Source organism: Pseudarthrobacter sp. NPDC058196 (assembly GCF_042882685.1).
Lineage (GTDB): Bacteria > Actinomycetota > Actinomycetes > Actinomycetales > Micrococcaceae > Arthrobacter.
In genome coordinates this window covers 23,648-48,344 of the sequence record NZ_JBHVVN010000001.1, presented here as the reverse complement: position 1 = coordinate 48,344, position 24,697 = coordinate 23,648, and the positions used below count along the sequence as shown (strand labels likewise).

Below are 24,697 nucleotides of genomic sequence, written 5' to 3'. Positions count from 1 at the left end.
AACCAAAAGCAGCGTCCGGGGCCCTGGGTCCGCCCGTCCGGAAGAAGTGCCGGGGAGCGTGCCATCCGGACGGCCCGGGGTTGGTTGGGTGGGATCGAAGCGGGCATGAAAGAATTGCCCAATGGCTGAAGACACGCAGGGTACAGACACGCCCACCACCGCCCCCATCAACGTTCCGGACAAGCCGGCCCTCGAAGGCCTCGAAGCAGCGCTCACCCAGCGCTGGCTGTCCGAAGGAACCTACAAGTTCAATCCCGACACCACCCGGGAGCAGGTCTACTCGATCGATACTCCCCCGCCCACTGCGTCGGGTTCCCTGCATGTGGGGCACATGTTCTCCTTCACCCAGACGGACGTTCAGGCGCGTTACATGCGCATGACGGGCAAGAACGTCTTCTACCCCATGGGGTGGGACGACAACGGCCTGCCCACCGAACGCCGCGTACAGAACTACTACGGCGTGCGGTGCGATCCCGCCGTTCCGTACAACGCCGACTACCGGCCCCCGGCCCAGCCCGCCAAGAACCAGCGCGATTTCGACGTCGTGTCCCGCCAGAACTTCATCGAACTCTGCGAGGAACTGGCTGTTGAGGACGAGAAGGTCTTCGAGAACCTGTTCCAGACCCTGGGCCTGTCCGTGGACTGGGACCTGACCTACCGCACCATCGATGACACCTCCCGCGCCGTGTCACAGCGCGCTTTCCTGGCCAATCTGGCCGCCGGCGACGCGTACATGGCCGAGGCCCCCACCTTGTGGGACGTCACGTTCCGCACGGCCGTGGCCCAGGCGGAACTGGAAGACCGCGAGGTTCCCGGCGCCTACTACCGCTACCCTTTCTTCACCGAAGACGGCGAAAAGATTTTCATCGAGACCACCCGTCCGGAACTGCTCGCTGCATGCGCCGCCCTGGTGGCGAATCCCGACGACGAGCGGTACCAGCCGCTGTTCGGCAAGACCGTGAAGTCGCCGCTTTTTGGCGTCGAACTGGAAGTCAAGGCCCACCCGCTGGCAAAGGCGGACAAGGGCTCCGGCATCGCGATGGTCTGCACCTTCGGCGACCTGACCGACGTCACCTGGTGGCGCGAACTGCAGCTGCCCACGCGCGCCATTATGGGCCGTGACGGCCGCATCATCGGCGAGACCCCCGAGTGGATCACCAGCGAGTCCGGCAAGGAGGCGTACGCGGCCATTGCCGGCAAGACGGCGTTCTCCGCGAAGGAGGCCGTGGTGGAACTGCTCAAGGAAGCCGACCTGCTGGACGGCGAGCCCAAGAAGATCACCCACCCGGTGAACTTCTTCGAGAAGGGCGACAAGCCGCTCGAGGTTGTGACCTCACGCCAGTGGTACATCCGCAACGGCGGCCGCGACGAGGACCGCCGCGAACGCCTGATCGGCCGCGGCAAGGAGATCGACTTCCACCCCTCGTTCATGCGGTCCCGCTACGAGAACTGGATCGCCGGGTTGAACGGCGACTGGCTGGTCTCCCGCCAGCGGTTCTTCGGCGTGCCCATCCCCGTCTGGTACCCGCTGGACGGGCAGGGCAACCCGGATTACGACCACCCCATCATCCCCTCGGACGACATGCTCCCCGTGGATCCGGCAGCGGACGCCGCACCGGGCTTCGACGAGTCGCAGCGCGACCAGGCAAACGGCTTTACCGGAGATGCCGACGTCCTGGACACCTGGGCCACGTCATCCCTTACCCCGCAGATCGTGGGCGGCTGGAGCCGGGACGAGGACCTCTTCGCCAAGGTGTACCCGTTCGACCTCCGCCCCCAGGGCCATGACATCATCCGCACCTGGCTGTTTTCCTCTGCGGTCCGCGCCGACGCCCTCCAGAAGAGTGCGCCCTGGAAGCACGCGGCCATCTCCGGCTGGATCCTGGACCCGGACCGCAAGAAGATGTCCAAGTCCAAGGGCAACGTAGTTGTCCCCACGGACGTGCTGAATGAGTACGGCTCGGATGCTGTCCGCTACTGGGCCGCTTCGGCGCGCCTCGGCGCCGACACCGCCTATGAAATTGCGCAGATGAAGATCGGCCGGCGCCTTGCCATCAAGCTGCTCAATGCCTCCAAGTTCGTACTGAACCTGGGCGCCACCGAAAACTCAGTCCTCTCGGACGACCTTTCGGTGCTGACCAACCCGCTGGACCGCGCACTGCTGGCGCAACTTGCCGACGTCGTCGCCCAGTCCACCAAGGCGTTTGAGAACTACGACTATGCCCGCGCGCTGCAGCTCACGGAAACGTTCTTCTGGCAGTTCACGGACGATTACGTGGAACTGATCAAGGACCGCGCCTACGGTGCCGCCGGCAAATCGGAGCAGGCATCGGTACTGGCGGCCCTGGCAACCACCCTGGATGCCCTGCTGCGGCTCTTTGCGCCCTTCCTCCCGTTCGCCACGGAGGAAGTCTGGAGCTGGTGGCGCAGCGGCTCCGTCCACCGCGCCGCATGGCCTTCGGCGCTGGAGATTCCCGGTGGTGACACCACCATGCTGGCCACCGTGGGGATTGCCCTCAGCGGTGTCCGCAAGGCCAAATCCGAGGCGAAAGTCAAGCAGCGGACGGAGGTGCTGTCCGCCACGATCACTGCCGGGGAGACCCTGACAGCGCAGTTGCGGGCCGGCCTGGCGGATTTGAAGGCTGCCTCAAACGCCCGCGAAATCACCTTGGTAGTGGGTGACGGGGACCTTGCAGTCACCGACGTTGCCCTCGCCGCGAGCGACGAGCCCGCCAAGGCCTGAGAACCGGCCCGTACCAGGGCAAAGGGGAAGCCCCATCAGCGTTTTGCCGTTGGTGGGGCTTCGACTTTTTCGGCCATCTGGTGACGTTTTTCCAATGGTCTGGCAGGATCCGCTGAGTTTCCAGGTCTTACTACACCGTCACTGGTAGCTTGCATTCGACTTCGCCGATGGCTGCGTCGAAATTGCATATCACTGAATCTTTGGTTCCTGCGTCCCGCTTCTTTCGAAGTAGGTAAGAACCATTGTTCTCCCGCACCGGTCCACGTGCAAGGGCCCCGGGAGAACTACATGACAGTAGTTCTCCCGGGGCCCTTGGACCATAAACGCCTAGTCGAACCCGGGGCTTTCGGTGCGGCTGCGCTTGAGTTCGAAGAAGTGAGGGTACCCGGCGATCGCGGTGGTTGCGTCCCACAGCGTCCCGGCTACCTCGCCGCGCGGAATGCGGGTCAGGACGGGTCCGAAAAACGCTGTTCCGTTGAAGGCGACTACCGGGGTTCCGACGTCCTGGCCCACCAGGGAAATGCCTTCCTCGTGGCTGGCACGGAGCTGGGCATCATACGCGTCAGTGGTTGCGGCCTCGGCCAAGGACTCCGGGAGGCCGCATTCGGCGAGGGCCTTGGCAATAACCTCCGGCCGGTCCTTCTCGCCACGGTCATGAATCAGTGTGCCCATGGCGTCATAGAGCGGCTTGATGACCTGGGGGCCGTGCTCTTCCCGGGCGGCGATGATTACGCGGACCATGCCCCAAGCGTTGTCCATGGATTCCCGGTAGGCCGGCTCAAGCTCGCGGCCCTCGTTCAGGACGGCCAGGCTCATCACGTGCCATTCGGTTTCGATGTCACGGACGGCTTCCACCTCGCCGATCCAGCGGGATGTAATCCACGCGAACGGGCACAGGGGGTCGAACCAGAAGTCGGCTTTGTTCTTGGCGGGTACAGTCACGGGGTCCTCTCGGTCAGGCAGACTTGCGGCGCTTGGCCGCGTGCGGAATCAGGGTGGGTTCGGCGCCCCGCAGCACCACGTCTTCGGTGATAACCACGCTGGCAACATCCTCGCGGCTCGGCAGGTCGAACATCACCGGAAGCAGGACTTCCTCCAGGATGGCGCGCAGGCCGCGGGCACCGGTACCGCGCTCAAGGGCCTGCTCCGCGATGGCATCCAGGGCGGTGTCGTCGAACACCAGTTCCACGCCATCGATCTGGAACATCTTCTGGTATTGCTTCACCAGGGCGTTCTTGGGAGTGGAAAGGATCTGGATCAGGGCGTCACGATCCAGGTTGGAGACCGTGGTGATGACGGGAAGCCTGCCGATGAATTCGGGGATCAGGCCGAACTTCAGCAAGTCCTCCGGCATGACCTCGCCGTACGAGTCAACCTTCTTGCTGGCCTCGTTGAGCGGGGCACCGAAGCCGATGCCCTTGCGCCCGGAGCGGGAGCCGATGATCTCTTCCAGCCCGGCAAACGCACCGGCCACGATGAACAGGACGTTCGTGGTGTCGATCTGGATGAATTCCTGGTGCGGATGCTTCCGGCCGCCCTGCGGCGGCACCGACGCCACCGTGCCCTCCAGGATCTTCAGCAGTGCCTGCTGGACCCCCTCGCCGGACACGTCCCGGGTAATGGAAGGGTTTTCGCTCTTACGCGAGATCTTGTCGATCTCGTCGATGTAGATGATGCCCTGCTCGGCCTTCTTGACGTCGTAGTCAGCGGCCTGGATGAGCTTGAGCAGGATGTTCTCGACGTCTTCGCCGACGTAGCCGGCCTCGGTCAGGGCCGTGGCGTCGGCGACGGCGAACGGGACGTTCAGGCGGCGGGCGAGTGTCTGCGCAAGGTAGGTCTTGCCGCAGCCGGTGGGCCCGATAAGGAGGATGTTCGATTTGGCGATCTCGACGTCGTCATGATGGCCGGCGTCACCGAGGCTGCCCGACTTGGGCGCATGCCCGGCCTGGATGCGCTTGTAGTGGTTGTAGACCGCGACGGCGAGGGAACGCTTGGCAGGCTCCTGGCCAATGACGTATTCCTGCAGGAAATCGAAGATCTCCCGCGGCTTGGGGAGTTCGAAGCTGCCCAGGTCCGCGACCTCGGCGAGTTCCTCTTCGATGATTTCGTTGCACAACTCGATGCATTCATCGCAGATGTAGACACCGGGCCCGGCAATGAGCTTGCGGACCTGCTTCTGGCTCTTTCCGCAGAAAGAGCACTTCAGCAGATCGGTGCTCTCGCCAATCCGAGCCATATGTGAACCCCTTAGTATCCTGCTGCCAGGCAGCCCTGCGCCATTGCTGAAAAATCGTTCCCGGCCAGCGGGGACCGGTTTGTGACATCTTCCACTCTAGGTCACATTCGACGCCAAGGGTGGAATGAAAAGGCCGGTGCGGCCAAATGAACTTGGCCTGCACCGGCTTTCCGGACTGTTACCGCGTGATCGCCTGGGGTTTGATCTTGCGGGAATCGAGCACCTGGTCGATGAGGCCGTAGGCCTGTGCTTCGGCGGCGGTGAGGATCTTGTCCCGCTCGATGTCGTTGTTGACCTGCTCCGACGTGCGTCCGGAGTGGTGGGCCAGGGTGTCCTCCAGCCAGGAGCGCATCCGCATGACCTCTGCCGCCTGGATCTCCAGGTCGGACGCCTGGCCGCCCTGGCCGCCGGACAGCGCCGGCTGGTGGATCAGGACGCGGGCGTTGGGCAGCGCCAGCCGCTTGCCGGGGGTACCGGCTGCCAGCAGCACGGCGGCCGCGCTGGCTGCCTGGCCCAGGCAGACCGTCTGGATCTCGGGGCGGATGTACTGCATGGTGTCGTAGATAGCCGTCATGGCAGTGAACGAGCCACCGGGTGAGTTGATGTACAGGGTGATGTCGCGGTCCGGGTCGGTGGACTCCAGGACCAGCAGCTGGGCCATGATGTCGTCAGCCGACGCGTCGTCCACCTGCACGCCGAGGAAGATGATGCGGTCCTCGAAGAGCTTGGTGTACGGGTCCTGGCGCTTGAAGCCGTAGGGTGTGCGTTCCTCGAACTGAGGCAGGACGTAGCGGCTGGACGGAAGATTCCCGGCGGACCACCCAAAGTTGTAGTTCATTGTGTTTGCTCCTGATCGAAGGGGTTCTGGATGCCGGTTAGTTCTGCGAGGCTGATTCGCCGGAGGAGGAGTTGGACGTTCCGCCGCCGCCGGAGACCGAGCCGGCGTGCGCGGCGATCTTGTCGAAGAAGCCGTATTCGAGGGCTTCGGTGGCGGTGAACCACTTGTCGCGGTCGTTATCCTTGAGGATGGTCTCCACGGTCTGGCCGGTCTGCTCGGCAGTCAGTTCCGCCATGACCTTCTTCATGTGCAGGATGAGCTCGGCCTGGATCTTGATGTCCGAGGCGGTGCCGCCGATGCCGCCGGAGGGCTGGTGCATCAGGACGCGTGCGTTCGGCGTGGCGTAGCGCTTGCCCTTGGTGCCGGAGGACAACAGGAACTGGCCCATGGAGGCTGCCAGGCCGGTGGCCACGGTGACGACGTCGTTGGGAATGAACTGCATGGTGTCGTAGATGGCCATGCCTGCCGTGACGGAACCGCCGGGCGAGTTGATGTAGAGGTAGATGTCCTTTTCAGGATTCTCGGCGGACAACAGCAGCAGCTGCGAGCAGATTGCGTTGGCGTTGTCGTCACGCACCTCCGAGCCCAGCCAGATGATCCGCTCTTTGAGGAGGCGGTTGTAAATGTAGTTGTCCTGGGCTGCAGGATCGACGGTCGCCATCCGGGGGGCCTCTGAGTGCTGTGACATGTTTATTTACCTCTCACTGGTGACGGTGACATCACTGAAAATCACTACTTGGACACTAACCGGTTTCCAGGATGATTTGTTCGCGCACTGACTGCTGTTCGCTGACGGCGCACGATCGGCGAACAGCGCACGCCCCCGTTTCCGGGCCAACGCGAACGGCCCCCGGATCGGAAGGATCCAGGGGCCGTTCGCGGCGGGTGGGAAGGACTATGCCTTGGCCTCGGCAGTGGCTTCCTCTGCCTCGGCAGCTTCACCCTCAACTGCTTCGGTGGCGTCAGCGTCAGCGGCTTCTGCAGCCGGAGCTTCCTCGCCGCCGGGGCGGACGAAGTCGCTCAGGTCGACAGCCTTGCCGTCGGTGTCGGTCACCGTGGCCTGGCCGAGGACGACAGCCAGTGCCTTGCGGCGGCGGACCTCGGACACCATCATGGGGACCTGGCCGCTCTGATCGATGATCTGGGCGAACTGGTTGGGGTCCATGCCGTACTGGCTGGCCGTGGTGACGATGTAGTCGATCAGCTCGCTCTGGCTGACGTTGACTTCTTCCTTCTCCGCGATGGCGTCGAGGATGATTTCGTTCTGGAAGGCGCGGGCCGTGTTGGCGCGGACCTCTTCGCGGTGCTCTTCGGTGTCGTGCTCGCCGTCTCCGTGGCCGTTACCCTCCTGGAAGTGGGCTTCGAGCTGCTCTTCGACGACCGAGTCGGGAACGGGAACCTCAACGAGCTCGACGAGCTTGTCCAGGACCTTGTCGCGGGCTTCGACGCCCTGCTCGACGATCTTGGAGTCGGCAGCCTGCTTGGCGAGGTCCTCGCGGAGCTCGGCGAGGGTGTCGAATTCGGAGGCCAGCTGGGCGAAGTCATCGTTCGCTTCGGGCAGTTCGCGTTCCTTGACGGCCTTCACGACTACCTTGACCTGAGCGGCTTCGCCGGCGTGGTCGCCGCCCACCAGGGTGGTGTCGAAGATGGCATCTTCATCTGCGCTGAGCCCGGTGACGGCCTCGTCCATGCCCTCGAGCATGGTGCCGGCACCCACCTGGTAGGACAGGCCGGCAGCGGAGTCAACCTCTTCGCCGTCGATCGTGGCGGTGATGTCGATAGTGAGGAAGTCGCCGTCGGCGGCCGGACGGTCAACGGACTTGAGCGTGCCAAAGCGGCCGCGCAGCTCGTCGAGGGCCTTGTCGACGTCGGCTTCGGAGGATTCCGCGGCGGCAACCTGGACCTCGATGCCGGCGTAGTCCGGGAGTTCGATTTCGGGGCGGACGTCAACCTCGGCGGCGAACTTCAGGCCACCGTCGGTTGCGGAGGGATCGGGCACCTCGGTGATCTCCACCTCGGGACGGCTGAGGGGGCGTATGCCGGATTCCTGCACGGCAGCCTGGTACCAGCCGTTGAGGCCATCGTTGATGGCGGTCTCCAGGACGTAGCCGCGGCCGACGCGCTGGTCGATGAGCTTGGCGGGAACCTTGCCCTTGCGGAACCCGGGGACCTGGATCTGCGACGCAACGGTCTTGTAAGCCGAGTCGATGCTGGGCTTCAGTTCCTCAAAGGGGACCTCAACATTGAGCTTGACCCGCGTGGGGGTGAGGTTCTCGACAGCGCTCTTCACGGTCTAAGTACTCCTGGGTTGTGGGATGGGTTTCTGCAAACGCATTGGATGTCCAGGCCTGCTGGTCCTGGCCGCAGAGTCGGGGTGACAGGATTTGAACCTGCGACTTCCTGCTCCCAAAGCAGGCGCTCTAGCCAAGCTGAGCTACACCCCGTAAGTGCACAGGCAAGTCTACGGTGATACGCGTCGCGAATGCACATTTGACACGTAGGCCATGGATTAGGTTTAGTTGTATCCGGCTTCAACAGCCAGCCCGGAGTTTCCGCGAAAACGGATCTTCCTTCGGGGACGTAGCTTAATGGTAAAGCCTCAGTCTTCCAAACTGATTACGCGGGTTCGATTCCCGTCGTCCCCTCCACCGATACAGAAGAAGGCCCCTCATACGAGGGGCCTTCTTCGTTTTTGCTACTCCCCCGGTTGCTGGCAGGAGGGGCACCAATAGAGGTTACGGCCCACGAGGTCGGTAAGGAGCACGATGGTCCGGCACACCCTGCAGGGAAGGCCCTGCCGCTTGTAGACGAAGTGGACGTCCTCGCGGGCGGGGAAGTGTGCACCCTTGGGCGGCACTGGATTCCCGGCTGCAGCGGCCTTGGCGGCGGTGGTGCCGTTGAGGGTCCAATATTTCGGCGGCGTGGTGATGATCCGCCCGTCAGTGACGCCGTCGGCCATGACGGTGACGACGTCGCGCCACAGCTTCCGGGCATCGCTGTCCGGGAGGGCGCCGCCGGGAAGCCACGGATCCAGCCGGCGCCGGAACAGAACTTCAGCGCGGTAGACGTTGCCTACCCCGGCAATGATCTTCTGGTCCATGAGCAGCGCAGCCAGCGGCGTCTTCCGGGCCCGAAGGTTCGCAGCGAACCGGCCTGCGTCGCCGCGGAGGTTCCGCAGCGGATCCGGCCCGAGCCGCGCCAGGACGGCGTCGGCCTCCGCGGCGGTGATGGTTTCGCAGGTGGTTGCGCCGCGCAGATCCGCCCAGCCGTGGCTCCCGGCCAGCCGGACACGGACGGCCCCCACCGGTGGCGGCGGACCCTCGTAGGCTGCGCCGCCGTCGTCGTCCCCGTCGGCAAAAGCTTCCTGCTCCCCCACCCGGCGGGGCGCTCCAATACTGGATGCGCCGGCAAAGGTGCTGTCGCCGCCGAAGCTCCAGGCACCGTACAGGCCGAGGTGGACGTGCAGCACCAACGTGTTGCCAAAGTGGAGGAAGAGGTGCTTGCCGTGTGCCTCGGCGGCGACGAGTGCGTGCCCGTCAAGCAGAGCGGCTCCCCCGGCGAACCTGCCCTGGGGGCTGGAGACGGCGAGCGTTTCGCCGAGGAAGACGTCGCCGAACTGCCGGGCGAGCCTGCGGACCGAATGTCCCTCAGGCACTACTCGATGACCTCGCCCGTGGCCTCGTAGGCTGCAATCTTGCCGATCCGGCGGACATGGCGCTCATCGTTGCTGAACGGCTCGGCAAGGAATGCCTCAATCAGCTCGGTGGCTTCTTCCACCGAGTGCTGGCGCCCGCCCACGGCCACGACGTTCGCGTCGTTGTGCTCGCGGGCGAGGGTGGCGGTGGAAAGATTCCATGCCAGGGCAGCACGTACGCCCTTGACCTTGTTCGCGGCAATCTGCTCACCGTTTCCGGAACCGCCCAGCACGATGCCCAGGGCGTGCACGCCTGCCTGCTGGTCGGCGACCACCGCGAGGGCGGCGTTGATGCAGAAGGACGGGTAGTCGTCCTGGGCGTCGTAGACCTTGGGCCCGTGGTCCACGACGTCGTATCCCTTGCCTGTCAGGTGGGACACCAGGTGGGCGCTGAGCTCCATGCCGGCGTGGTCGGTGGCGATGTGGACCCGCGGGAAGGCAGGGGAAGTTGTCACGAGCAAGATCCGTTCGGTTCGGTGGGCTGGCAAGCCGGCCGGGTGGGGGCCGGAACAACACGGATAAGGATACTAGGACTGCCCCGGGGTCAGGACTCGGGTTGCCCAGCGGCCGCCGGCGGCCCGCCCCCGCGCCGCGCCCTGGCCGCCACCCTGGTGAGGACATCGGCCAGCCGTGCCGCCGAGGCCTGGGTGCCGCCGCTCACGGCCAGGCGCTGGCCGTCCGTCTTGCGCACGACGACGGCGGGCCCGCTGCTGACGAGCATGGCCGCGGTGCCGCGATGGTGCCGGTAGCCCCACCCGCCGTAATCAGCGGCCTTCACATCGGCCGCGCTGGCGGCCGAAATGGCACCGGCAGGGACATCCATGACAGGTACCACTCCGGCCAGCAGGACTTTCAGTCCGCCGCGGTCGGCCTTGACACGGGCGAACAGGAACGCCGTGCCGGCAGCGGCCAGGAGGACCAGCAGTATCCCGAGCCACGGCACCACGACGGCGAGGAGAGCCGCCGGGAACAGCGTAGCGATGCCGATCATGACGAACACGGAGCTCCGGGCGTGCACCCACAACCGGATGGTCTCCAGGGCGAGATCCGGGTCCGTTTCCCTGGTGATGGCTGTCTGCAGGGCACGGTCGTCATCCGGGGACCACTGCCGGTCAGCCTTGTACACCATGGCCATGGTGACGCCCAGGGAAACGGCAGCGCCGCTCCCGAGTGCCAGGACGGTCATGTCCACCCGTGACTGCCGGGCGTCAGCGAGCCCCACCTGGCCGATGAGGCCTGCCGCCAGGGCCGAGGTGATAAAGAGGCTGAGGAAGAAGCCGGTACCCATCATGATCCGGCGCATCAGCACAGGCCTGCCCAGGGGTACCGCCTGCAGCAGGACCACCCAGCCGGCAATGACAATCGCCCCTGCCCCTGCACCTACGTAGGCTTCGAACGGGGCAAAGGCGGCCCCGCCGTCGGCCGTCCAGCGCACCGCGAGCGGGTCCGGAAGGTCCGGGCGGAGCAGCCAGGCGCAGAAGGCAAAGGCGGCGGCGAGCGCGACGGGGAACCCGAGGGCAAAGCGCAGTGCCTTGGCATCCACCGAATCCAGCAGCTTTCCCATGTACCCAACGCTACCCCTGCAGCCGGCTCCGGAATTCACGTGGCCGGGGGCTGCGGCGCGCTGTGAGCCGGGCAACTTGCCAAGGACGGCAAGGATGAAAGAATGCAGCAGAGTGCCGGAACCGGGACCACCGGCCGGCAACCGAAACTTCTCTGGAGGCCCTCCTTTGCCAGGTATGAACCTGACGCGCACCGAAGCCCGTGAGCGCGCAGAACTGATCACCGCCGAGTCCTACGATGTCAGCCTGGACCTGACCCGGGGCGGAGAGGTCTTTGGCAGCACCACCACGGTGAAATTCACGGCCGTGCCCGGATCGTCGAGCTTCATTGATGCCGTGACCCGGACCGTCCACAGCGTGACACTGAACGGCCGCGTCCTCGATCCCGCAACCGTGTCCGACGGCGTGCGGATCCAGCTGCCCGGGCTGGAGGAGCGCAACGAGCTGACCGTCGTGGCCGACATGCCCTACATGAACACCGGCGAAGGCCTGCACCGGTTCGTGGATCCGGTGGACAACGAGGTCTACCTGTACACCCAGTTCGAGGTTCCGGATTCGCGCCGGATGTTCACCGTCTTCGAACAGCCGGACCTGAAGGCAACCTTCGCGTTTACCGTCACGGCACCCTCGCACTGGGACGTGATCTCCAATTCCCCCACCCCGGAGCCGGTGCAGGCCCCGGCCGCAGAGGACGGCGGAGCCAGGTCCGTATGGGCGTTTGCGCCCACCCCGCGCCTGTCCTCCTACGTCACCGCCCTGATCGCCGGACCGTACCAGTCCGTCCGCAGCGAGGTGGCCAGCTCGGACGGCCGCGTCATCCCGCTGGGGGTGTTCGCGCGGAAGTCGCTCATGCAGTACCTGGACGCCGAGAACATCTTCGAGCTCACGCGGCAGGGCTTCGGGTTCTTCGAAGCACAGTTCGGCTGCCCTTACCCGTTCGAAAAGTATGATCAGCTGTTCGTGCCGGAGTTCAATGCCGGCGCCATGGAGAACGCCGGCGCGGTGACCATCCTGGAGGGCTACGTCTTCCGCAGCAAGGTCACGGGGGCGCAGATCGAGCGGCGCGCCATCACGGTGCTCCACGAGCTGGCCCACATGTGGTTCGGGGACCTGGTGACCATGCGGTGGTGGAACGACCTCTGGCTCAACGAGTCCTTCGCGGAGTACATGTCCCACCTGGCGGCAGTGGAGGCCACGTCCTTCACCAGCGCCTGGACCACATTCGCGTCGGTGGAGAAGTCATGGGCCTACCGGCAGGACCAGCTGCCCACCACCCACCCCATCTTCGCGGAGATCAACGACCTGCAGGATGTCGAGGTCAACTTCGACGGCATCACCTACGCCAAGGGCGCCTCGGTGCTGCGGCAACTCGTGGCGTGGGTGGGCCCTGAACAGTTCATGGCCGGGGTGCGCGAGTACTTCCGCAAGCACTCGTGGCAGAACACCGAACTCAGCGACCTGCTGGTAGAGCTGGAGAAGGCCAGCGGACGCGACCTTGACGGCTGGGGACGGCAGTGGCTGGAGACGGCCGGCGTGAACACCCTCACCCCCGAGCTGGACGTGGACCAGGACGGAACGCTGAAGTCCCTGGCGATCGCGCAGACCGCGGTACCGGAGTGGCCCACCCTCCGGCCGCACCGCCTTGCGGTGGGGTTCTACAACCTCAACGCCACAGGGAAGCTGGAGCGGGTTCACCGCGAGGAGCTGGATGTCGACGGCGAACGCACCGAGGTGCCGGGCGTGGCAGGCCTGGCGCAGCCGGACCTGATCCTCGTCAACGACGACGACCTCGCCTACGCCAAGGTCCGGCTGGACCCGAAATCCCTGGCCACCGCCACCGCACACCTCAAGGACTTCGAGGCCAGCCTGCCCCGCACCCTCGTCTGGAATTCGGCGTGGGACGCGGCCCGGGACGGCCAGGCTCCGGCACGGAAGTACGTGGAACTGATCCTTGCCAACGTCGCCGCCGAGACCGATTCCTCCGTCATCCTGGTCCAGCTCCGCCAGCTGGCCACCACCCTGAACTTCTACGTGGCGGAAGAACACCGCGAAGCCACCATGGTGGCAGCCGCGGACAGGTTGTGGGAGCTGGCTTCGGAAGTCCCCGGCGGCTCCGACGCACAGCTGCAGTTCGTGAAGTCCTTTGCCCTCCTTGCCGGCAGCGGGTCCCAGCTGGACCGGGTGGCGGGCCTGCTGGACGGGTCAGCTGCCCTTGACGGGCTGGCCGTTGACCAGGACCTCCGTTGGGAGCTCGTGGCATCCCTGGTGGCCGGCGGCCGGCTGGGCCAGGACGGCATCGATTCAGAGCTCGAGCGGGACAACACGTCCAGCGGGCAGAACGCCGCCGCCCTCGCCAAGGCGGCGCTTCCCACGGCTGAGGCGAAAGCGGCCGCCTGGGAGTCGATCGTGGTCAAGGGCGAGCTGTCCAACGCGCTGCAGGGATCGGCCGTGGCGGGCTTCATGCGGGTCCGGGACCGGTCACTGCTGGAGCCGTACGCGGAGAAGTATTTCGCCGCGGTGCCGGCCATTGTGGCAACCCGGACCCACGCACTCGCCCAGCAGATCGTCGTCGGCCTCTACCCCGCGCTGCTGACCACGCAGGCCACCGTCGACCAGACCGACGCCTTCCTGGCGTCGCTGCCGGCGGAAAGCGCCGCGCTGCGGCGGATGATGCTGGAAAACCGCGACGCCGTGGCCCGGGCCCTGCGCGCCCGCGCCGCCGACGTGCTGCCGGATGGCATCGCCGGGTGAGCATCGGCGAACACACCTACGCGCTGACGGTCCAGTGGACCGGCAACCGGGGTGGCGGCACGTCGTCGTACCGGAGCTACTCCCGTGACCATGACGTGCTCATCCCGGGCCTTCCGGTGTTGAAAGGCTCGGCGGACCCGACGTTCCACGGGGACCGGGAGCGGTACAACCCCGAACAGCTCCTCCTGGCGGCCCTGGCGCAGTGCCACATGCTGTCCTACCTGCACGTGGCCGTGAAGCATGGCGTGGTGGTCACCGACTACCGGGACGAGGCATCCGGGCTGATGCGGCTCAACCGCGACGGCAGCGGACAGTTCGAACACGTGACACTGCACCCCAGGGTCACCGTGGCCGACGCCGGCCAGCTTCACCTGGCCGCCGGACTGCACCATGAGGCGAACCAGGTCTGCTTCATTGCCCGCAGCGTGAACTTCCCGGTGGGGCACCGGCCCGTTACGGTGGCAGGCTAGGCGCCGCCTGCACGGCAACTTGCCTGGAGAGGAAGGCCGTACCGCCCAGGGTGAGGATGCGCATTGCTCCACGCTGCGGCGCTAGGGTTGAAAGAGAACAGCGCAAACCCCCAAGGAGCTATTTCCCCCCATGGTCAGTATGTTGTCCATCATTCCCCCAGCATCCAGCCAGCCCGCGGGCGTCAGCATTCCGGGCATTGTGATCAGCCTCGGCGTCGGTGTGGGTATCTGGCTTGTTGCCACCTTCATCATCTCCCGCATCACCAAGCGGGTGGCGTCCGGAAGCAACTTCTTCAAGAAACCCACGTTCAAGTGGGTGGCGCCTGCCCTCAGGGCCCTGGACCACGAACGGCGCGTCCAGCGGGCGGAAACCATCGGGTCGCTGCTGAACAGCATCGTCGGGGTCCTGGTGGCAGTCATCACCGGCATGTATGTCCTGCAGAACCTGGACATCAACATCGCTCCCCTGCTTACCAGCGTGGGAATCCTGGGTGTGGCCATCGGCTTTGGCGCCCAGCAGCTGATCCGCGACTTTCTGGCGGGGATCTTCATCACCATCGAGGACCAGTACGGCATCGGCGATGTCATCGAAACCAGCGAGGTGGTGGGTGTAGTGGAGTCCATGGGGCTCCGGATCACCAGGGTCCGCTCCGACGACGGCGCCATCTGGTACCTGCGCAATGGTGAAATCCTGCGCGTGGGGAACCGGTCGCAGGGCCGTTACCTTCCGCTGCACGAGTCCGACGACGGTACCACCGACCAGGCCTCGGCTCACGTGGAGACCAAGAAGACCGACCAGAAAGCCGGCGAATAGCATGACGCTTCCGATCGAGCCGCGCCCCGCCGTCCCGGGCCCCCTCCAGCCGCAGCGGCCCCAGCTGATGCAGAACGACCCCTTCAGCCAGCCGGCGTACACGGACAGTTTCTACGACGCCGTGGGTGGGCACGAGACGTTCGCGAAGCTCATCGACGTTTTCTACGACGGCGTCGCCACGGATCCGCTGCTGCGGCCGATGTACCCGGAGGAGGACCTGGCTCCTGCAAAGCGCCGGTTCCTCATGTTCCTTGAGCAGTATTGGGGCGGACCCACAACGTACGGGGAGGAGCGCGGGCATCCGCGGCTGCGGATGCGGCATATGCCCTTCAAGGTCACACCCGAGGCGAAGGACCGGTGGCTGTTCCACATGCGCGCGGCAGTGGACGCCCTGGACCTGCCTCCGCTGTATGAGGGGACGCTGTGGGAGTACATGGAACGTGCGGCCCTGTCCATGGTGAACAGTCCGTCCGGCGCGTGATGCCCGCCCGGCAGGGGCCGGAAATTACAGGAGGCCGCTTCCGGTGCGCGCCAGGACGTGCCCGCGCGGACCGCTGAGCCTGAACCAGCGGCCGGAACGGTAGAGCCCTTGGTCGCCGTCGGCCAGGAACCCCAGGGCAAGTGCTGCGAAGGCTGCGCCGGCCGGCAGGCCGGACTGGTCCAGTTCCCGTCCCCACACGGCAGCGCGTGCATTGTTAACGATCAGGGCGCCGGGCTTGTCCGGCACAATGCCCGCCACTTCGGCGATGCCTGACTCGGCGGCCTCCCGCAGGCGGGCATCGCTGATGGTGCCCAGCGGTTCCCATCCGCCACGCGGGGCGCCTACCCCGGTCCAGGATTCGGTGACCGTGGTGGGCGGAACCGGCAGCTCGACGTCGGACCCGCCGGCGCGGGCGAGCCGGTCCAGGACGGCCGCCAGGGGCACCGTGACGTCTGTTGATGACGGATCCGCCAGCGCCATGGTGCGCAGGCCCAGGATGGTGGGGGTCGATTCGCCGAGCAGCCGGGGCCGCAGGACGCACACATAGGCCGCCAGGACGGAGCCGGCAGCCTGGAGCCGGATGGCGCCGTCGTCAATTGCTTTGGCGCGGGTGGCGAACGTCTTCAGGTCCGCAAGATCCCTGGGATCGGCGAAACGGAAGGACGACGTGAGGAGATCAGACACAACAAGAACACTACCGGCTGCGCGCAGGTTGAGTGGTTCCGCGGGCGCCGTCTAGAGTCGGACCATGACTGAAGCCGAAGCCGGACTGCTGGCGCCCACCAGCGGCGATCCCACCTCATCGCTGATCGAACTGCTGGACCTTGGCGATCTCGAAGGCGCCCGGACGGACGAGGACATCTTCCTTGGCCCGTCCCAACGGCAGCCGCATCACCGGGTCTTCGGCGGACAGGTGCTGGCACAGTCGCTCGTCGCCTCCACCAGGACGGTTGATCCGGACCGGCTGGTCCATTCAATGCACGGTTACTTCCTGCGGCCCGGCGACGCCAACAAGCCCATCACGTTCGGTGTGGAGCGGTTGCGGGACGGCAGGTCGTTTTCGGCCCGGCGTGTCCATGCCTACCAGGACGGTGTGCCGATCCTGTCCATGATCGCTTCCTTCCAGGTCGAAGCCGAGGGCATTGAACACGCTGCCGCCATGCCGGACGGAATCCCGGATCCGGAGTCGCTTCCCAGCACTGCGGACCTGCTGGGCAAGTTCGACCATCCCGTGGCGCGGCATTGGGCGTACGAGCGGCCCTTCGACATCCGGCATGTCGACCCTGCCCTCTACGTCTCGGCCAACGGTCCGCGCGAGGCGCGCAACGCCGTCTGGATGAAGACCCTCGGGCCCGTGCCGGACGACCCCAACCTGCACCGGGCGGCCCTGGCCTACGCCAGCGACTACACCCTGCTCGAGTCAATCCTCCGGAGGCACGGGCTGAGCTGGATCACCCCCGGGATGAACGTTGCCAGCCTGGACCACGCTATGTGGTGGCACCGTCCCGCCCGGGTGGACGACTGGCTGCTCTACGTCCAGGAGTCGCCCAGCGCCCAGGGTGCCCGCGGCCTGGCCGCCGGCAAGATCTTCAACCGGGAAGGCCAGCACGTCGCCTCCGTGGCCCAGGAGGGCATGGTGCGGGTCCCGCTCGACACGGCGGGAACACCCGAATCCGGGTCATAGGAAATCCCTGGACGCGATAAGGGCGGCACCCTCACGGGTGCCGCCCTTATGTTTACGTGGATACGCCGCTGTGTCGGCCCGAGGTTTAGTCGCGGGTCAGGCGGCGGTGGGTCACACGGTGCGGCTTGGCCGCGTCTGGTCCGAGCCGCTCCACCTTGTTCTCCTCATAGGATTCGAAGTTGCCCTCGAACCAGTACCACTTCGACGGGTTCTCCTCGTCACCTTCGTAAGCGAGGATGTGGGTGGCGACCCGGTCAAGGAACCACCGGTCGTGGGAGACGACAACGGCGCAGCCGGGGAACTCCAGGAGTGCGTTCTCCAGGCTGCTGAGGGTTTCGACGTCGAGGTCGTTTGTGGGCTCGTCAAGGAGCAGCAGGTTGCCGCCCTGCTTCAGGGTCAGGGCCAGGTTCAAGCGGTTCCGCTCACCACCGGACAGGACGCCGGCCTTCTTCTGCTGGTCCGGGCCCTTGAAGCCGAACGCTGCAACGTAGGCGCGGGACGGCATCTCCACGTTGCCGACCTGGATGAAGTCCAGCCCGTCGGAGACAACCTCCCACAGGGTCTTGTTGGGGTCGATGCCGCCGCGGCTCTGGTCCGCGTAAGAGATCTTGACCGATTCGCCGATCTTCAGGTCGCCGCCGTCGAGCGGTTCCAGCCCCACGATGGTCTTGAAGAGCGTGGTCTTGCCAACACCGTTGGGGCCGATGACGCCGACGATGCCGTTCCGCGGGAGGCTGAAGGACAGCCCGTCGATCAGGGTCCGGTCCTCGAAGCCCTTCTGCAGGTTCTTGGCTTCCAGCACCACGCCGCCGAGGCGGGGTCCCGGCGGGATCTGGATCTCTTCGAAGTCAAGCTTGCGGGTGCGGTCGGCTTCCGCGGCCATCTCCTCGTACCGGGCCAGACGCGCCTTCGACTTGGTCTGGCGGCCCTTGGCGTTGGAGCGGACCCAATCAAGTTCCTCGGCAAGGCGCTTGGCCTGCTTGGCGTCCTTCTTGCCCTGGATCTCAAGGCGGGCGCGCTTCTTCTCCAGGTAGGTGGAGTAGTTGCCCTCGTAGGGGTAGAGGTGGCCGCGGTCCACCTCGGCGATCCATTCCGCCACGTGGTCGAGGAAGTAGCGGTCGTGGGTGACGGCGAGGACAGCGCCCGGGTAGCTCGAGAGGTGCTGTTCGAGCCACAGCACGCTTTCGGCATCCAGGTGGTTGGTGGGCTCGTCGAGGAGCAGCAGGTCCGGCTTCTGCAGCAGGAGCTTGCACAGTGCCACACGGCGGCGCTCACCACCGGAAAGGTTGGTGACGTCCGCGTCGGCCGGCGGGCAGCGGAGGGCATCCATGGCCTGCTCGAGCTGGGAATCGAGGTCCCAGGCGTCGGCGGCATCAATGGCTTCCTGAAGTTTGCCCATTTCTTCGAGGAGGGTGTCGTAGTCGGCGTCCGGGTTGGCCATTTCCTCGGAGATCTCGTTGAAGCGCTGGATCTTGCCGTAGATCTCGCCGACACCTTCCTGGACGTTGCCCAGCACGGTCTTTTCCTCGTTCAGCGGCGGTTCCTGAAGCAGGATGCCCACGCTGTATCCGGGGCTGAGCCTGGCCTCACCGTTGGAGGGCGTGTCCAGCCCGGCCATGATCTTGAGGATGGTGGACTTACCGGCACCGTTGGGGCCCACAACACCAATCTTGGCGCCCGGGAAGAAGGACATGCTTACGTCATCGAGGATGAGCTTTTCGCCAACGGCCTTGCGGGCCTTGGTCATTGTGTAGATAAATTCCGCCATGGTCTCAAATCTAATGGGTCGGCGGGCAGATCTCACATTTGCAGGGCTCCTTCGGCTCGATCAGGACCCTACGAAGCACTTCCCGCTGGCGAGGACGGGCAGTACTGTCACGGTCACGGCCCCTTCCCGGACCTGGCCTATCACGCAGGCCTTGCCTTGCAGCACCGCCGCCTCGATGGCGTCCGCTTCCAGCCCGGTAGGCGTGCGGCTTTGCGAGACCTGGAGCACGCCGGGGGCAATGCCGGCACCCGTCAGGGCGTCGCTTACCTGGCCCGTGGCGGGTTTGGGGGCACCGGCGGCCAACTTGGTGAGGGCGTCGGTGACCGTCCGCTTCACCGTCTCGGTGGCTGCGGCCTCGGCGGCCGGCGACGATGCTCCGGAGGTGTCCGCGAGCGCCCCGTCGCTGCTTTCACCGGCGGCTGCCGAGGCCTGGGGCCGCGCGGACTGTCCCTGCGTGGCCTGGGCGGCAGCCGAGGGCGCCGGGTTGCCGGACTGGTCCATGGTGGGCGCGTTCGATGAAGGACCGGCAACGCACCCTGTCAAGAGTGTGGCCAGGACGGCGCACGCCAGCGCTGCACCGGCCCGGTTGTTCTGCCGGTGGAAAGGGGTGTGCCGCATGGTGCCATTCTGCCATGGTCCCGTTGGCGGACGGGCGGTGGGCGGCCGGGGGGTGCCGCCGCTCCGCCCGTCCGGGACTTGATGGGACGCGCTGAAGGCTGATGCGTGGATCCTAGACTTCCGCGAGCTCCCCCGTTTCGAGGTCAAGCGAGGCCATGGCGCCGTCACTGTCCTCGATGACCACTGATGCATGGCCCTCATCGTCCGGGTGTTCGTCCCTGTCCTCGGGCTCATCCTGGAGCTGGTCCAAACCCGCGTGGGGGCCGGGATCGGAGGCCGGTGGATGTTCCACGAGAGAGAGCGCCGGCCGTGACGATGTCCGGATGAAGTTGGCCGAGCCCAGGGACAGGTCATGCCCCACGGTGTCGGCGTCGATGACGGTGGAGTGGTAGACGCGCCCGTCCTTCTCCCAGGTGCGGATCTTCAGTTTGCCAACCACGATGACGGGCTGGCCTTTCCTGATGCTGCATCCAAGGGTTCCCGCGAGCTGGCGGTAGCCCTGGACGGTGAACCAGTTGGTGTGGCCGTCCTGCCAGGTATTGGATTCCCGGTCGAAACGGCGGCTGGTGGAACCGACGCGGAAAGAGGCCGTAGCCACTCCCCCCGGCGTGGTGGAACTCGTGATCTCGGTGGCCACGAAGCCCCGGATGGTGATCGTTTCGCTCATCTCTTCGTCCTGTCTCAATGGTGCTGCCCTGTGCAGGCATGACCAGCATTGCGCCGGACGGCGGAAGGAAGGAGGGGCGGGTTGGTGTATGTGGACAACGTGGGTGCAGGCGCCATTGTGGAGGGGCAGTGGGTGCCGGATGACAGCGCCGGCAGCTCCGGCAAGGTAAACTTTTCGAGGCGCCGGCGTACAGGCCGGAACCCGATGCCTCAGTAGCTCAGGGGATAGAGCAGCGGCCTTCTAATCCGCCGGTCGGGGGTTCGATTCCCTCCTGGGGCACCCAGCCAGCGCCCCGGTCTTCGGACCGGGGCGCTTCTGTTTTTACCCTTGCTATGCCTGCAGCCTGTGCGGCGCTTCGACGAGTGACCGGATGACACTGCCGGCGGCACCCAGCAGCGCTCCCGACTCCCCCACGGCCGAAACCGAGACCTGGCCGGCCGCGTACCTGCCCGGCGCATACTTCTGCAGGCTCTCGAGCAGCGGATTGCGAAGCCATGGTTCGAGGACGGCGAAATGCCCGCCGAGGACGACGGAGGCAATATTGACCACCCGCGCCGTTGACGCGAGAGCTATGCCCAGGCAGCGCCCGGCACGCTCGACGGCGGCCAACGCCCCCGGCTGCCGTGCATCCAGCGCCCGGAGGAGCTCGGCCATGGCGGCCGAGCGTGAATGTCCCGCGGATCCGATCCCGGCCGCCTCGAAGATGGCATCCTGGCCGGCCACGGTTTCCAGGCAGCCCGTCCCGCCGCACGAGCATCGCGCACCGTCGGGGTCCACCACGATGTGGCCCACTTCGCCGGCGTGGCCACCGGGGCCCGTGAAGAGTTCAGACCCGATGACCAGGCCGCCACCGACGCCCACCTCGCCGGAGACGAAGAGGAAATCCGATGCACCATCCGGCCGGTGCCGCAGCTCGGCCAGGGCGGCGGCGTTGGCTTCGTTGAAGAGGGCAACTCCCAACGGCGCTTCGGGCAACAGTGCGGCAAGGTCAAGGTCGGCACCGGCCCAGCCCAGGTTGGGTGCCGTGAGCACCCGCGCGGCGGATGGGTCCACCAAGCCGGGCACCGCGAGTCCGCCGCCCAGGACCTGGACTCCCTGTTCCCCGGCCGCACTCCGTACCCTGGCAGCCAAAACGGCGAGCGCTGCCATGACGGGACCGTCCACGCTGTTGCGGTTATTGCGTTCCTGCACCTCACTGACCAGAACGCTTCCCGCCAGGTCAACCACTGCAGCGGAGATGTAGTCCACGTTGATCTCCATCCCCATGACTGCCCGGCCGGGGTTAAGTTCCAGCCCGACACCCGGGCGCCCGCGACCCTGCGGATTGAAGCCGATCTCGCGGACGATGCCGGCGTCCAGGAGATCCAGCACCAGGCTGGACACGGATGCTTTGGTCAAGCCGGTGGCGGCCGCCAGCTGGGCACGGCTGGGATGGGCTCCCGGCGGGAACTCGGCGATCCTTCCCAGCACCAGGGCCAGGTTGCTGCGCCGGACGTCCCCCACGCTTCCAGGGGCCGACCCCCCGGTTCCCGCCACCGCGGGCGCCGGCATCACCATCACAAAGCTCCTCCGTCAGCACATGGGTCCGGCCGTCATCTGGCTCGCCGGACCCCTTGACCCCACCCTACGTCCGCCCATATAGTTCAGGCAATAAACTAAAGTTTCGCACCCGGCGAAGCACACGATTGCAAGGACGCATCATGACCCTCTCCCCCACCCCCGCTGACAAGTTCACCTTTGGTCTCTGGACCGTCGGCTGGACGGGCGCCGACCCGTTCGGCGTGGCCACCCGTGCCGCCCTGGATCCCGTGGAAGCAGTCCACCGGCTCAGCGAACTGGGCGCCTATGGCATCACGTTCCACGACAACGACCTGGTCCCTTTTGATGCCAGCGCCTCCGAGCGGGAGCTGATCCTCAAGAACTTCCGCGCAGCCCTGGCAGAAACCGGCCTGAAGGTTCCGATGGTCACCACCAACTTGTTCAGCCACCCGGTGTTCAAGGACGGCGGCTTCACTTCGAACGACCGCTCCATCCGCCGCTTCGCCCTCTCCAAGGTCCTGCGCAACATCGACCTCGCCGCGGAACTCGGCGCCGAAACCTTCGTCATGTGGGGCGGCCGCGAAGGCAGCGAATACGACGGCTCCAAGGACCTTGCCGCCGCGCTGGACCGGATGAAGGAAGGCGTGGACACGGCCGCGGGCTACATCAAGGACAAGGGCTACAACCTGCGGATCGCACTGGAACCCAAGCCCAACGAACCCCGCGGCGATATCTTCCTGCCCACCGTCGGCCACGGCCTGGCCTTCATCGCCCAACTGGAACACGGCGACATCGTGGGCCTGAACCCGGAGACCGGCCACGAGCAGATGGCCGGGCTGAACTTCACCCACGGCATCGCCCAGGCGCTCTGGGCCGGCAAGCTCTTCCACATCGACCTCAACGGACAGCGCGGCATCAAGTACGACCAGGACCTCGTCTTCGGCCACGGCGACCTGACCAGCGCCTTCTTCACGGTGGACCTGCTCGAAAACGGCTTCCCGGGAGGCGGCCCGAAGTACGACGGCCCCCGGCACTTCGACTACAAGCCCTCCCGCACCGACGGCTACGACGGCGTCTGGGAATCCGCAAAGGCCAACATGTCCATGTACCTGTTGCTCAAGGAGCGTGCCCTCGCCTTCCGCGCCAACCCCGAAGTCCAGGAAGCGCTCAAGGCCTCCGGCGTCTTCGAACTCGGCGAACCCACGCTCAACGCCGGCGAAAGCACCGCAGACCTGCTCGCTGACACCGCCTCCTTCGAGGACTTCGACGCCGACAAGGCCGCCGAGCGCTCCTTCGCGTTCGTCCGCCTCAACCAGCTCGCCATCGAACACCTCCTGGGCGCCCGCTAGGCCATGGCACTCGTCGCAGGGATCGACAGTTCAACCCAGTCCTGCAAGGTAGTGATCCGCGACGCGGACACCGGCGAACTGGTCCGCCAGGGCCGCTCCGGCCACCCCGACGGCACCGAAATCCATCCGGACCACTGGTGGACGGCGCTGCAGAAAGCCGTTGCCGAAGCGGGCGGCCTGGATGACGTGGCCGCCATCTCCGTCGGCGGCCAGCAACACGGCATGGTCTGCCTCGACGCAGACGGTGAGGTGGTCCGCCCGGCACTGCTGTGGAACGACACCCGCAGCGCCGGGGCAGCGGTGGAACTCATCAACGGCGCCGGCAACGGAGACCCCGTTGCCGGCGCCCGGTACTGGGCCGGCGCCACCGGCACCGTCCCCGTGGCCTCATTGACAGTGACCAAGCTGCGCTGGCTTGCGGCGAACGAACCGGACAACGCCGCCAAGGTTGCTGCCGTATGCCTCCCGCACGACTGGCTGACCTGGCGGCTCGCCGGTTACGGGCCGGGCAGCGGCGCGGCGGGCCTGGCCGCACTGGCAACGGACCGCTCTGATGCCTCGGGCACCGGGTACTACTCGACGGCGGAGGGCAGGTACCTGCCGGACGTCCTGGCATCCGCGCTGGGACACGTCCCAACCCTCCCCAAGGTCCTCGGGCCACTGGAGCAGGCGGGCCGCACCCCCGCAGGCGCCGTGCTTGGAGCAGGTGCCGGGGACAACGCGGCCGCCGCACTGGGCGCCGGAGCGGAACTGGGCGACGTCGTCATGTCCCTGGGCACCTCGGGAACGGTATTTGCCGTCTCGGACACGGCGCCGGCAGATGCATCGGGACTGGTGGCCGGGTTCGCCGATGCTGCAGGGAACTACCTTCCGCTGGTGTGCACGTTGAACGCCACGCGCGTTTTCGATGCCACCGCCGCCCTGCTGGGTGTGGACCTGGCGGAGTTCAACAGGCTGGCGCTGTCCGCTGAACCAGGCGCCGGAGGGCTGACGCTGGTCCCGTACTTCGATGGGGAACGGACGCCCAACCTGCCGGACGCCACCGGCACCCTGCACGGCATCACGCGGACCAACTACACCCCCGCCAACCTGGCGCGCGCCGCCGTCGAAGGCGTGGTCTGTTCCCTGGCCGACGGCCTGGCCGCGCTGCAGGACCAGGGCGTGGCCGCGCGGCGGATCCTCCTCGTGGGCGGCGGCGCCCAGTCCGGCGCCGTCCAGGACGTCGCAGCGAGCCTGCTGGGAACCCGTGTCACGGTTCCCCGCCCGGGCGAGTATGTCGCGGACGGAGCGGCCCGCCAAGCCGCCGCCGCACTCACCGGTCATTTCCCCGCCTGGTCCGCGGACGCCGTCGACCTCCCCGGGGGAACGGACGACGCCGGCGTGCTGGCCCGGTACCGCCGGCTCGCCTTGGCGTACGCCTAGGACGGTCCGCGAAACCACGAAGGGCCCGGACCGCCCTGCGGCGGTCCGGGTCCTTCCATAT

General features: G+C 66.3%; 21 protein-coding genes and 3 tRNA genes. 10 read left to right on the top strand and 14 right to left on the bottom strand.

The window, feature by feature from the left end:
- Positions 1 to 121: 121 nt before the first annotated feature.
- Positions 122 to 2,743 carry a valine--tRNA ligase gene (gene valS, locus ACFVVC_RS00250; RefSeq protein WP_387447794.1) on the top strand — a complete coding sequence of 874 codons (2,622 nt, stop codon included), beginning with the start codon at positions 122 to 124 and terminating at the stop codon, positions 2,741 to 2,743.
- 327 nt (positions 2,744 to 3,070) lie between these two features.
- Here the strand turns inward: valS and ACFVVC_RS00245 are convergent, their stop codons facing one another.
- The 6 genes from ACFVVC_RS00245 to ACFVVC_RS00220 form a co-directional block, all read right to left on the bottom strand.
- Complete coding sequence (locus tag ACFVVC_RS00245; protein WP_387447792.1) at positions 3,071 to 3,685, bottom strand: DsbA family protein; 615 nt, start codon at positions 3,683 to 3,685, stop codon at positions 3,071 to 3,073.
- 13 nt (positions 3,686 to 3,698) lie between these two features.
- A complete protein-coding gene (gene clpX / locus ACFVVC_RS00240) occupies positions 3,699 to 4,979 on the bottom strand; it encodes an ATP-dependent Clp protease ATP-binding subunit ClpX (protein WP_018761579.1) in 1,281 nt (426 codons plus the stop codon).
- Positions 4,980 to 5,157: 178 nt separating this feature from the next.
- Positions 5,158 to 5,817: an ATP-dependent Clp protease proteolytic subunit gene (locus ACFVVC_RS00235; protein WP_018761580.1), complete on the bottom strand. Its 660-nt coding sequence runs from the start codon at positions 5,815 to 5,817 to the stop codon at positions 5,158 to 5,160.
- 37 nt (positions 5,818 to 5,854) lie between these two features.
- A complete protein-coding gene (locus ACFVVC_RS00230) occupies positions 5,855 to 6,478 on the bottom strand; it encodes an ATP-dependent Clp protease proteolytic subunit (protein ID WP_387448842.1) in 624 nt (207 codons plus the stop codon).
- A 234-nt stretch (positions 6,479 to 6,712) separates the two neighbouring features.
- Positions 6,713 to 8,107 (bottom strand): trigger factor, encoded by a 1,395-nt coding sequence (gene tig, locus ACFVVC_RS00225; protein ID WP_387447790.1) that lies wholly within the window; start codon positions 8,105 to 8,107, stop codon positions 6,713 to 6,715.
- Positions 8,108 to 8,186: 79 nt separating this feature from the next.
- Positions 8,187 to 8,261, bottom strand: a tRNA-Pro gene (locus ACFVVC_RS00220).
- A gap of 130 nt (positions 8,262 to 8,391) precedes the next feature.
- Between ACFVVC_RS00220 and ACFVVC_RS00215 the strand changes: the two genes are divergently transcribed.
- Positions 8,392 to 8,465, top strand: a tRNA-Gly gene (locus ACFVVC_RS00215).
- A 47-nt stretch (positions 8,466 to 8,512) separates the two neighbouring features.
- On the opposite strand, the gene ACFVVC_RS00210 is transcribed toward ACFVVC_RS00215, so the two are convergent.
- From ACFVVC_RS00210 to ACFVVC_RS00200, 3 genes are all read right to left on the bottom strand, one after another.
- Entirely contained in the window at positions 8,513 to 9,472 is a 960-nt protein-coding gene (locus tag ACFVVC_RS00210) for an Fpg/Nei family DNA glycosylase (protein WP_387447788.1), read from the bottom strand.
- Positions 9,472 to 9,966 carry a ribose-5-phosphate isomerase gene (locus tag ACFVVC_RS00205; RefSeq protein WP_387447786.1) on the bottom strand — a complete coding sequence of 165 codons (495 nt, stop codon included), beginning with the start codon at positions 9,964 to 9,966 and terminating at the stop codon, positions 9,472 to 9,474. The genes ACFVVC_RS00210 and ACFVVC_RS00205 overlap by 1 nt, the downstream gene beginning before the upstream one ends.
- Before the next feature lie 89 nt (positions 9,967 to 10,055).
- On the bottom strand, positions 10,056 to 11,075 hold the full coding sequence (locus ACFVVC_RS00200) for a hypothetical protein (protein WP_387447784.1): 1,020 nt from the start codon (positions 11,073 to 11,075) through the stop codon (positions 10,056 to 10,058).
- 175 nt (positions 11,076 to 11,250) lie between these two features.
- Here ACFVVC_RS00200 and pepN point away from each other — a divergent pair, with 175 nt between their 5' ends.
- The 4 genes from pepN (at position 11,251) to ACFVVC_RS00180 (ending at position 15,589) form a co-directional block, all read left to right on the top strand.
- A complete protein-coding gene (gene pepN, locus ACFVVC_RS00195) occupies positions 11,251 to 13,824 on the top strand; it encodes an aminopeptidase N (protein ID WP_387447782.1) in 2,574 nt (857 codons plus the stop codon).
- Positions 13,821 to 14,294: an OsmC family protein gene (locus ACFVVC_RS00190; protein ID WP_387447780.1), complete on the top strand. Its 474-nt coding sequence runs from the start codon at positions 13,821 to 13,823 to the stop codon at positions 14,292 to 14,294. Before pepN ends, ACFVVC_RS00190 begins: the two co-directional genes overlap by 4 nt.
- A gap of 130 nt (positions 14,295 to 14,424) precedes the next feature.
- Complete coding sequence (locus tag ACFVVC_RS00185; protein WP_387447778.1) at positions 14,425 to 15,108, top strand: mechanosensitive ion channel family protein; 684 nt, start codon at positions 14,425 to 14,427, stop codon at positions 15,106 to 15,108.
- Between the two features lies 1 nt (position 15,109).
- On the top strand, positions 15,110 to 15,589 hold the full coding sequence (locus ACFVVC_RS00180; RefSeq protein WP_387447776.1) for a globin: 480 nt from the start codon (positions 15,110 to 15,112) through the stop codon (positions 15,587 to 15,589).
- A 24-nt stretch (positions 15,590 to 15,613) separates the two neighbouring features.
- Here the strand turns inward: ACFVVC_RS00180 and ACFVVC_RS00175 are convergent, their stop codons facing one another.
- Complete coding sequence (locus ACFVVC_RS00175) at positions 15,614 to 16,273, bottom strand: hypothetical protein (RefSeq protein WP_387447774.1); 660 nt, start codon at positions 16,271 to 16,273, stop codon at positions 15,614 to 15,616.
- A gap of 64 nt (positions 16,274 to 16,337) precedes the next feature.
- Here ACFVVC_RS00175 and ACFVVC_RS00170 point away from each other — a divergent pair, with 64 nt between their 5' ends.
- On the top strand, positions 16,338 to 17,273 hold the full coding sequence (locus ACFVVC_RS00170) for an acyl-CoA thioesterase (RefSeq protein WP_387447772.1): 936 nt from the start codon (positions 16,338 to 16,340) through the stop codon (positions 17,271 to 17,273).
- Between the two features lie 85 nt (positions 17,274 to 17,358).
- On the opposite strand, the gene ettA is transcribed toward ACFVVC_RS00170, so the two are convergent.
- The 3 genes from ettA to ACFVVC_RS00155 form a co-directional block, all read right to left on the bottom strand.
- Positions 17,359 to 19,041: an energy-dependent translational throttle protein EttA gene (gene ettA, locus ACFVVC_RS00165; RefSeq protein ID WP_018761593.1), complete on the bottom strand. Its 1,683-nt coding sequence runs from the start codon at positions 19,039 to 19,041 to the stop codon at positions 17,359 to 17,361.
- 60 nt (positions 19,042 to 19,101) lie between these two features.
- The gene (locus tag ACFVVC_RS00160) at positions 19,102 to 19,659 is read right to left on the bottom strand and encodes a DUF6993 domain-containing protein (RefSeq protein ID WP_387447770.1); all 558 of its coding nucleotides are present in this window, start codon (positions 19,657 to 19,659) and stop codon (positions 19,102 to 19,104) included.
- 112 nt (positions 19,660 to 19,771) lie between these two features.
- Positions 19,772 to 20,326, bottom strand: a complete 555-nt coding sequence (locus ACFVVC_RS00155) for a single-stranded DNA-binding protein (protein WP_387447768.1) — start codon at positions 20,324 to 20,326, stop codon at positions 19,772 to 19,774.
- 206 nt (positions 20,327 to 20,532) lie between these two features.
- Here ACFVVC_RS00155 and ACFVVC_RS00150 point away from each other — a divergent pair.
- Positions 20,533 to 20,605: transfer RNA gene (locus ACFVVC_RS00150), tRNA-Arg, on the top strand.
- 51 nt (positions 20,606 to 20,656) lie between these two features.
- Here ACFVVC_RS00150 and ACFVVC_RS00145 read toward each other — a convergent pair.
- Positions 20,657 to 21,883 (bottom strand): ROK family protein, encoded by a 1,227-nt coding sequence (locus tag ACFVVC_RS00145; protein WP_387447766.1) that lies wholly within the window; start codon positions 21,881 to 21,883, stop codon positions 20,657 to 20,659.
- A 143-nt stretch (positions 21,884 to 22,026) separates the two neighbouring features.
- Between ACFVVC_RS00145 and xylA the strand changes: the two genes are divergently transcribed.
- Complete coding sequence (gene xylA / locus ACFVVC_RS00140; RefSeq protein WP_387447765.1) at positions 22,027 to 23,214, top strand: xylose isomerase; 1,188 nt, start codon at positions 22,027 to 22,029, stop codon at positions 23,212 to 23,214.
- 3 nt (positions 23,215 to 23,217) lie between these two features.
- Positions 23,218 to 24,636: a xylulokinase gene (xylB, locus tag ACFVVC_RS00135; RefSeq protein ID WP_387447763.1), complete on the top strand. Its 1,419-nt coding sequence runs from the start codon at positions 23,218 to 23,220 to the stop codon at positions 24,634 to 24,636.
- The last annotated feature ends 61 nt before the right edge of the window (positions 24,637 to 24,697 follow it).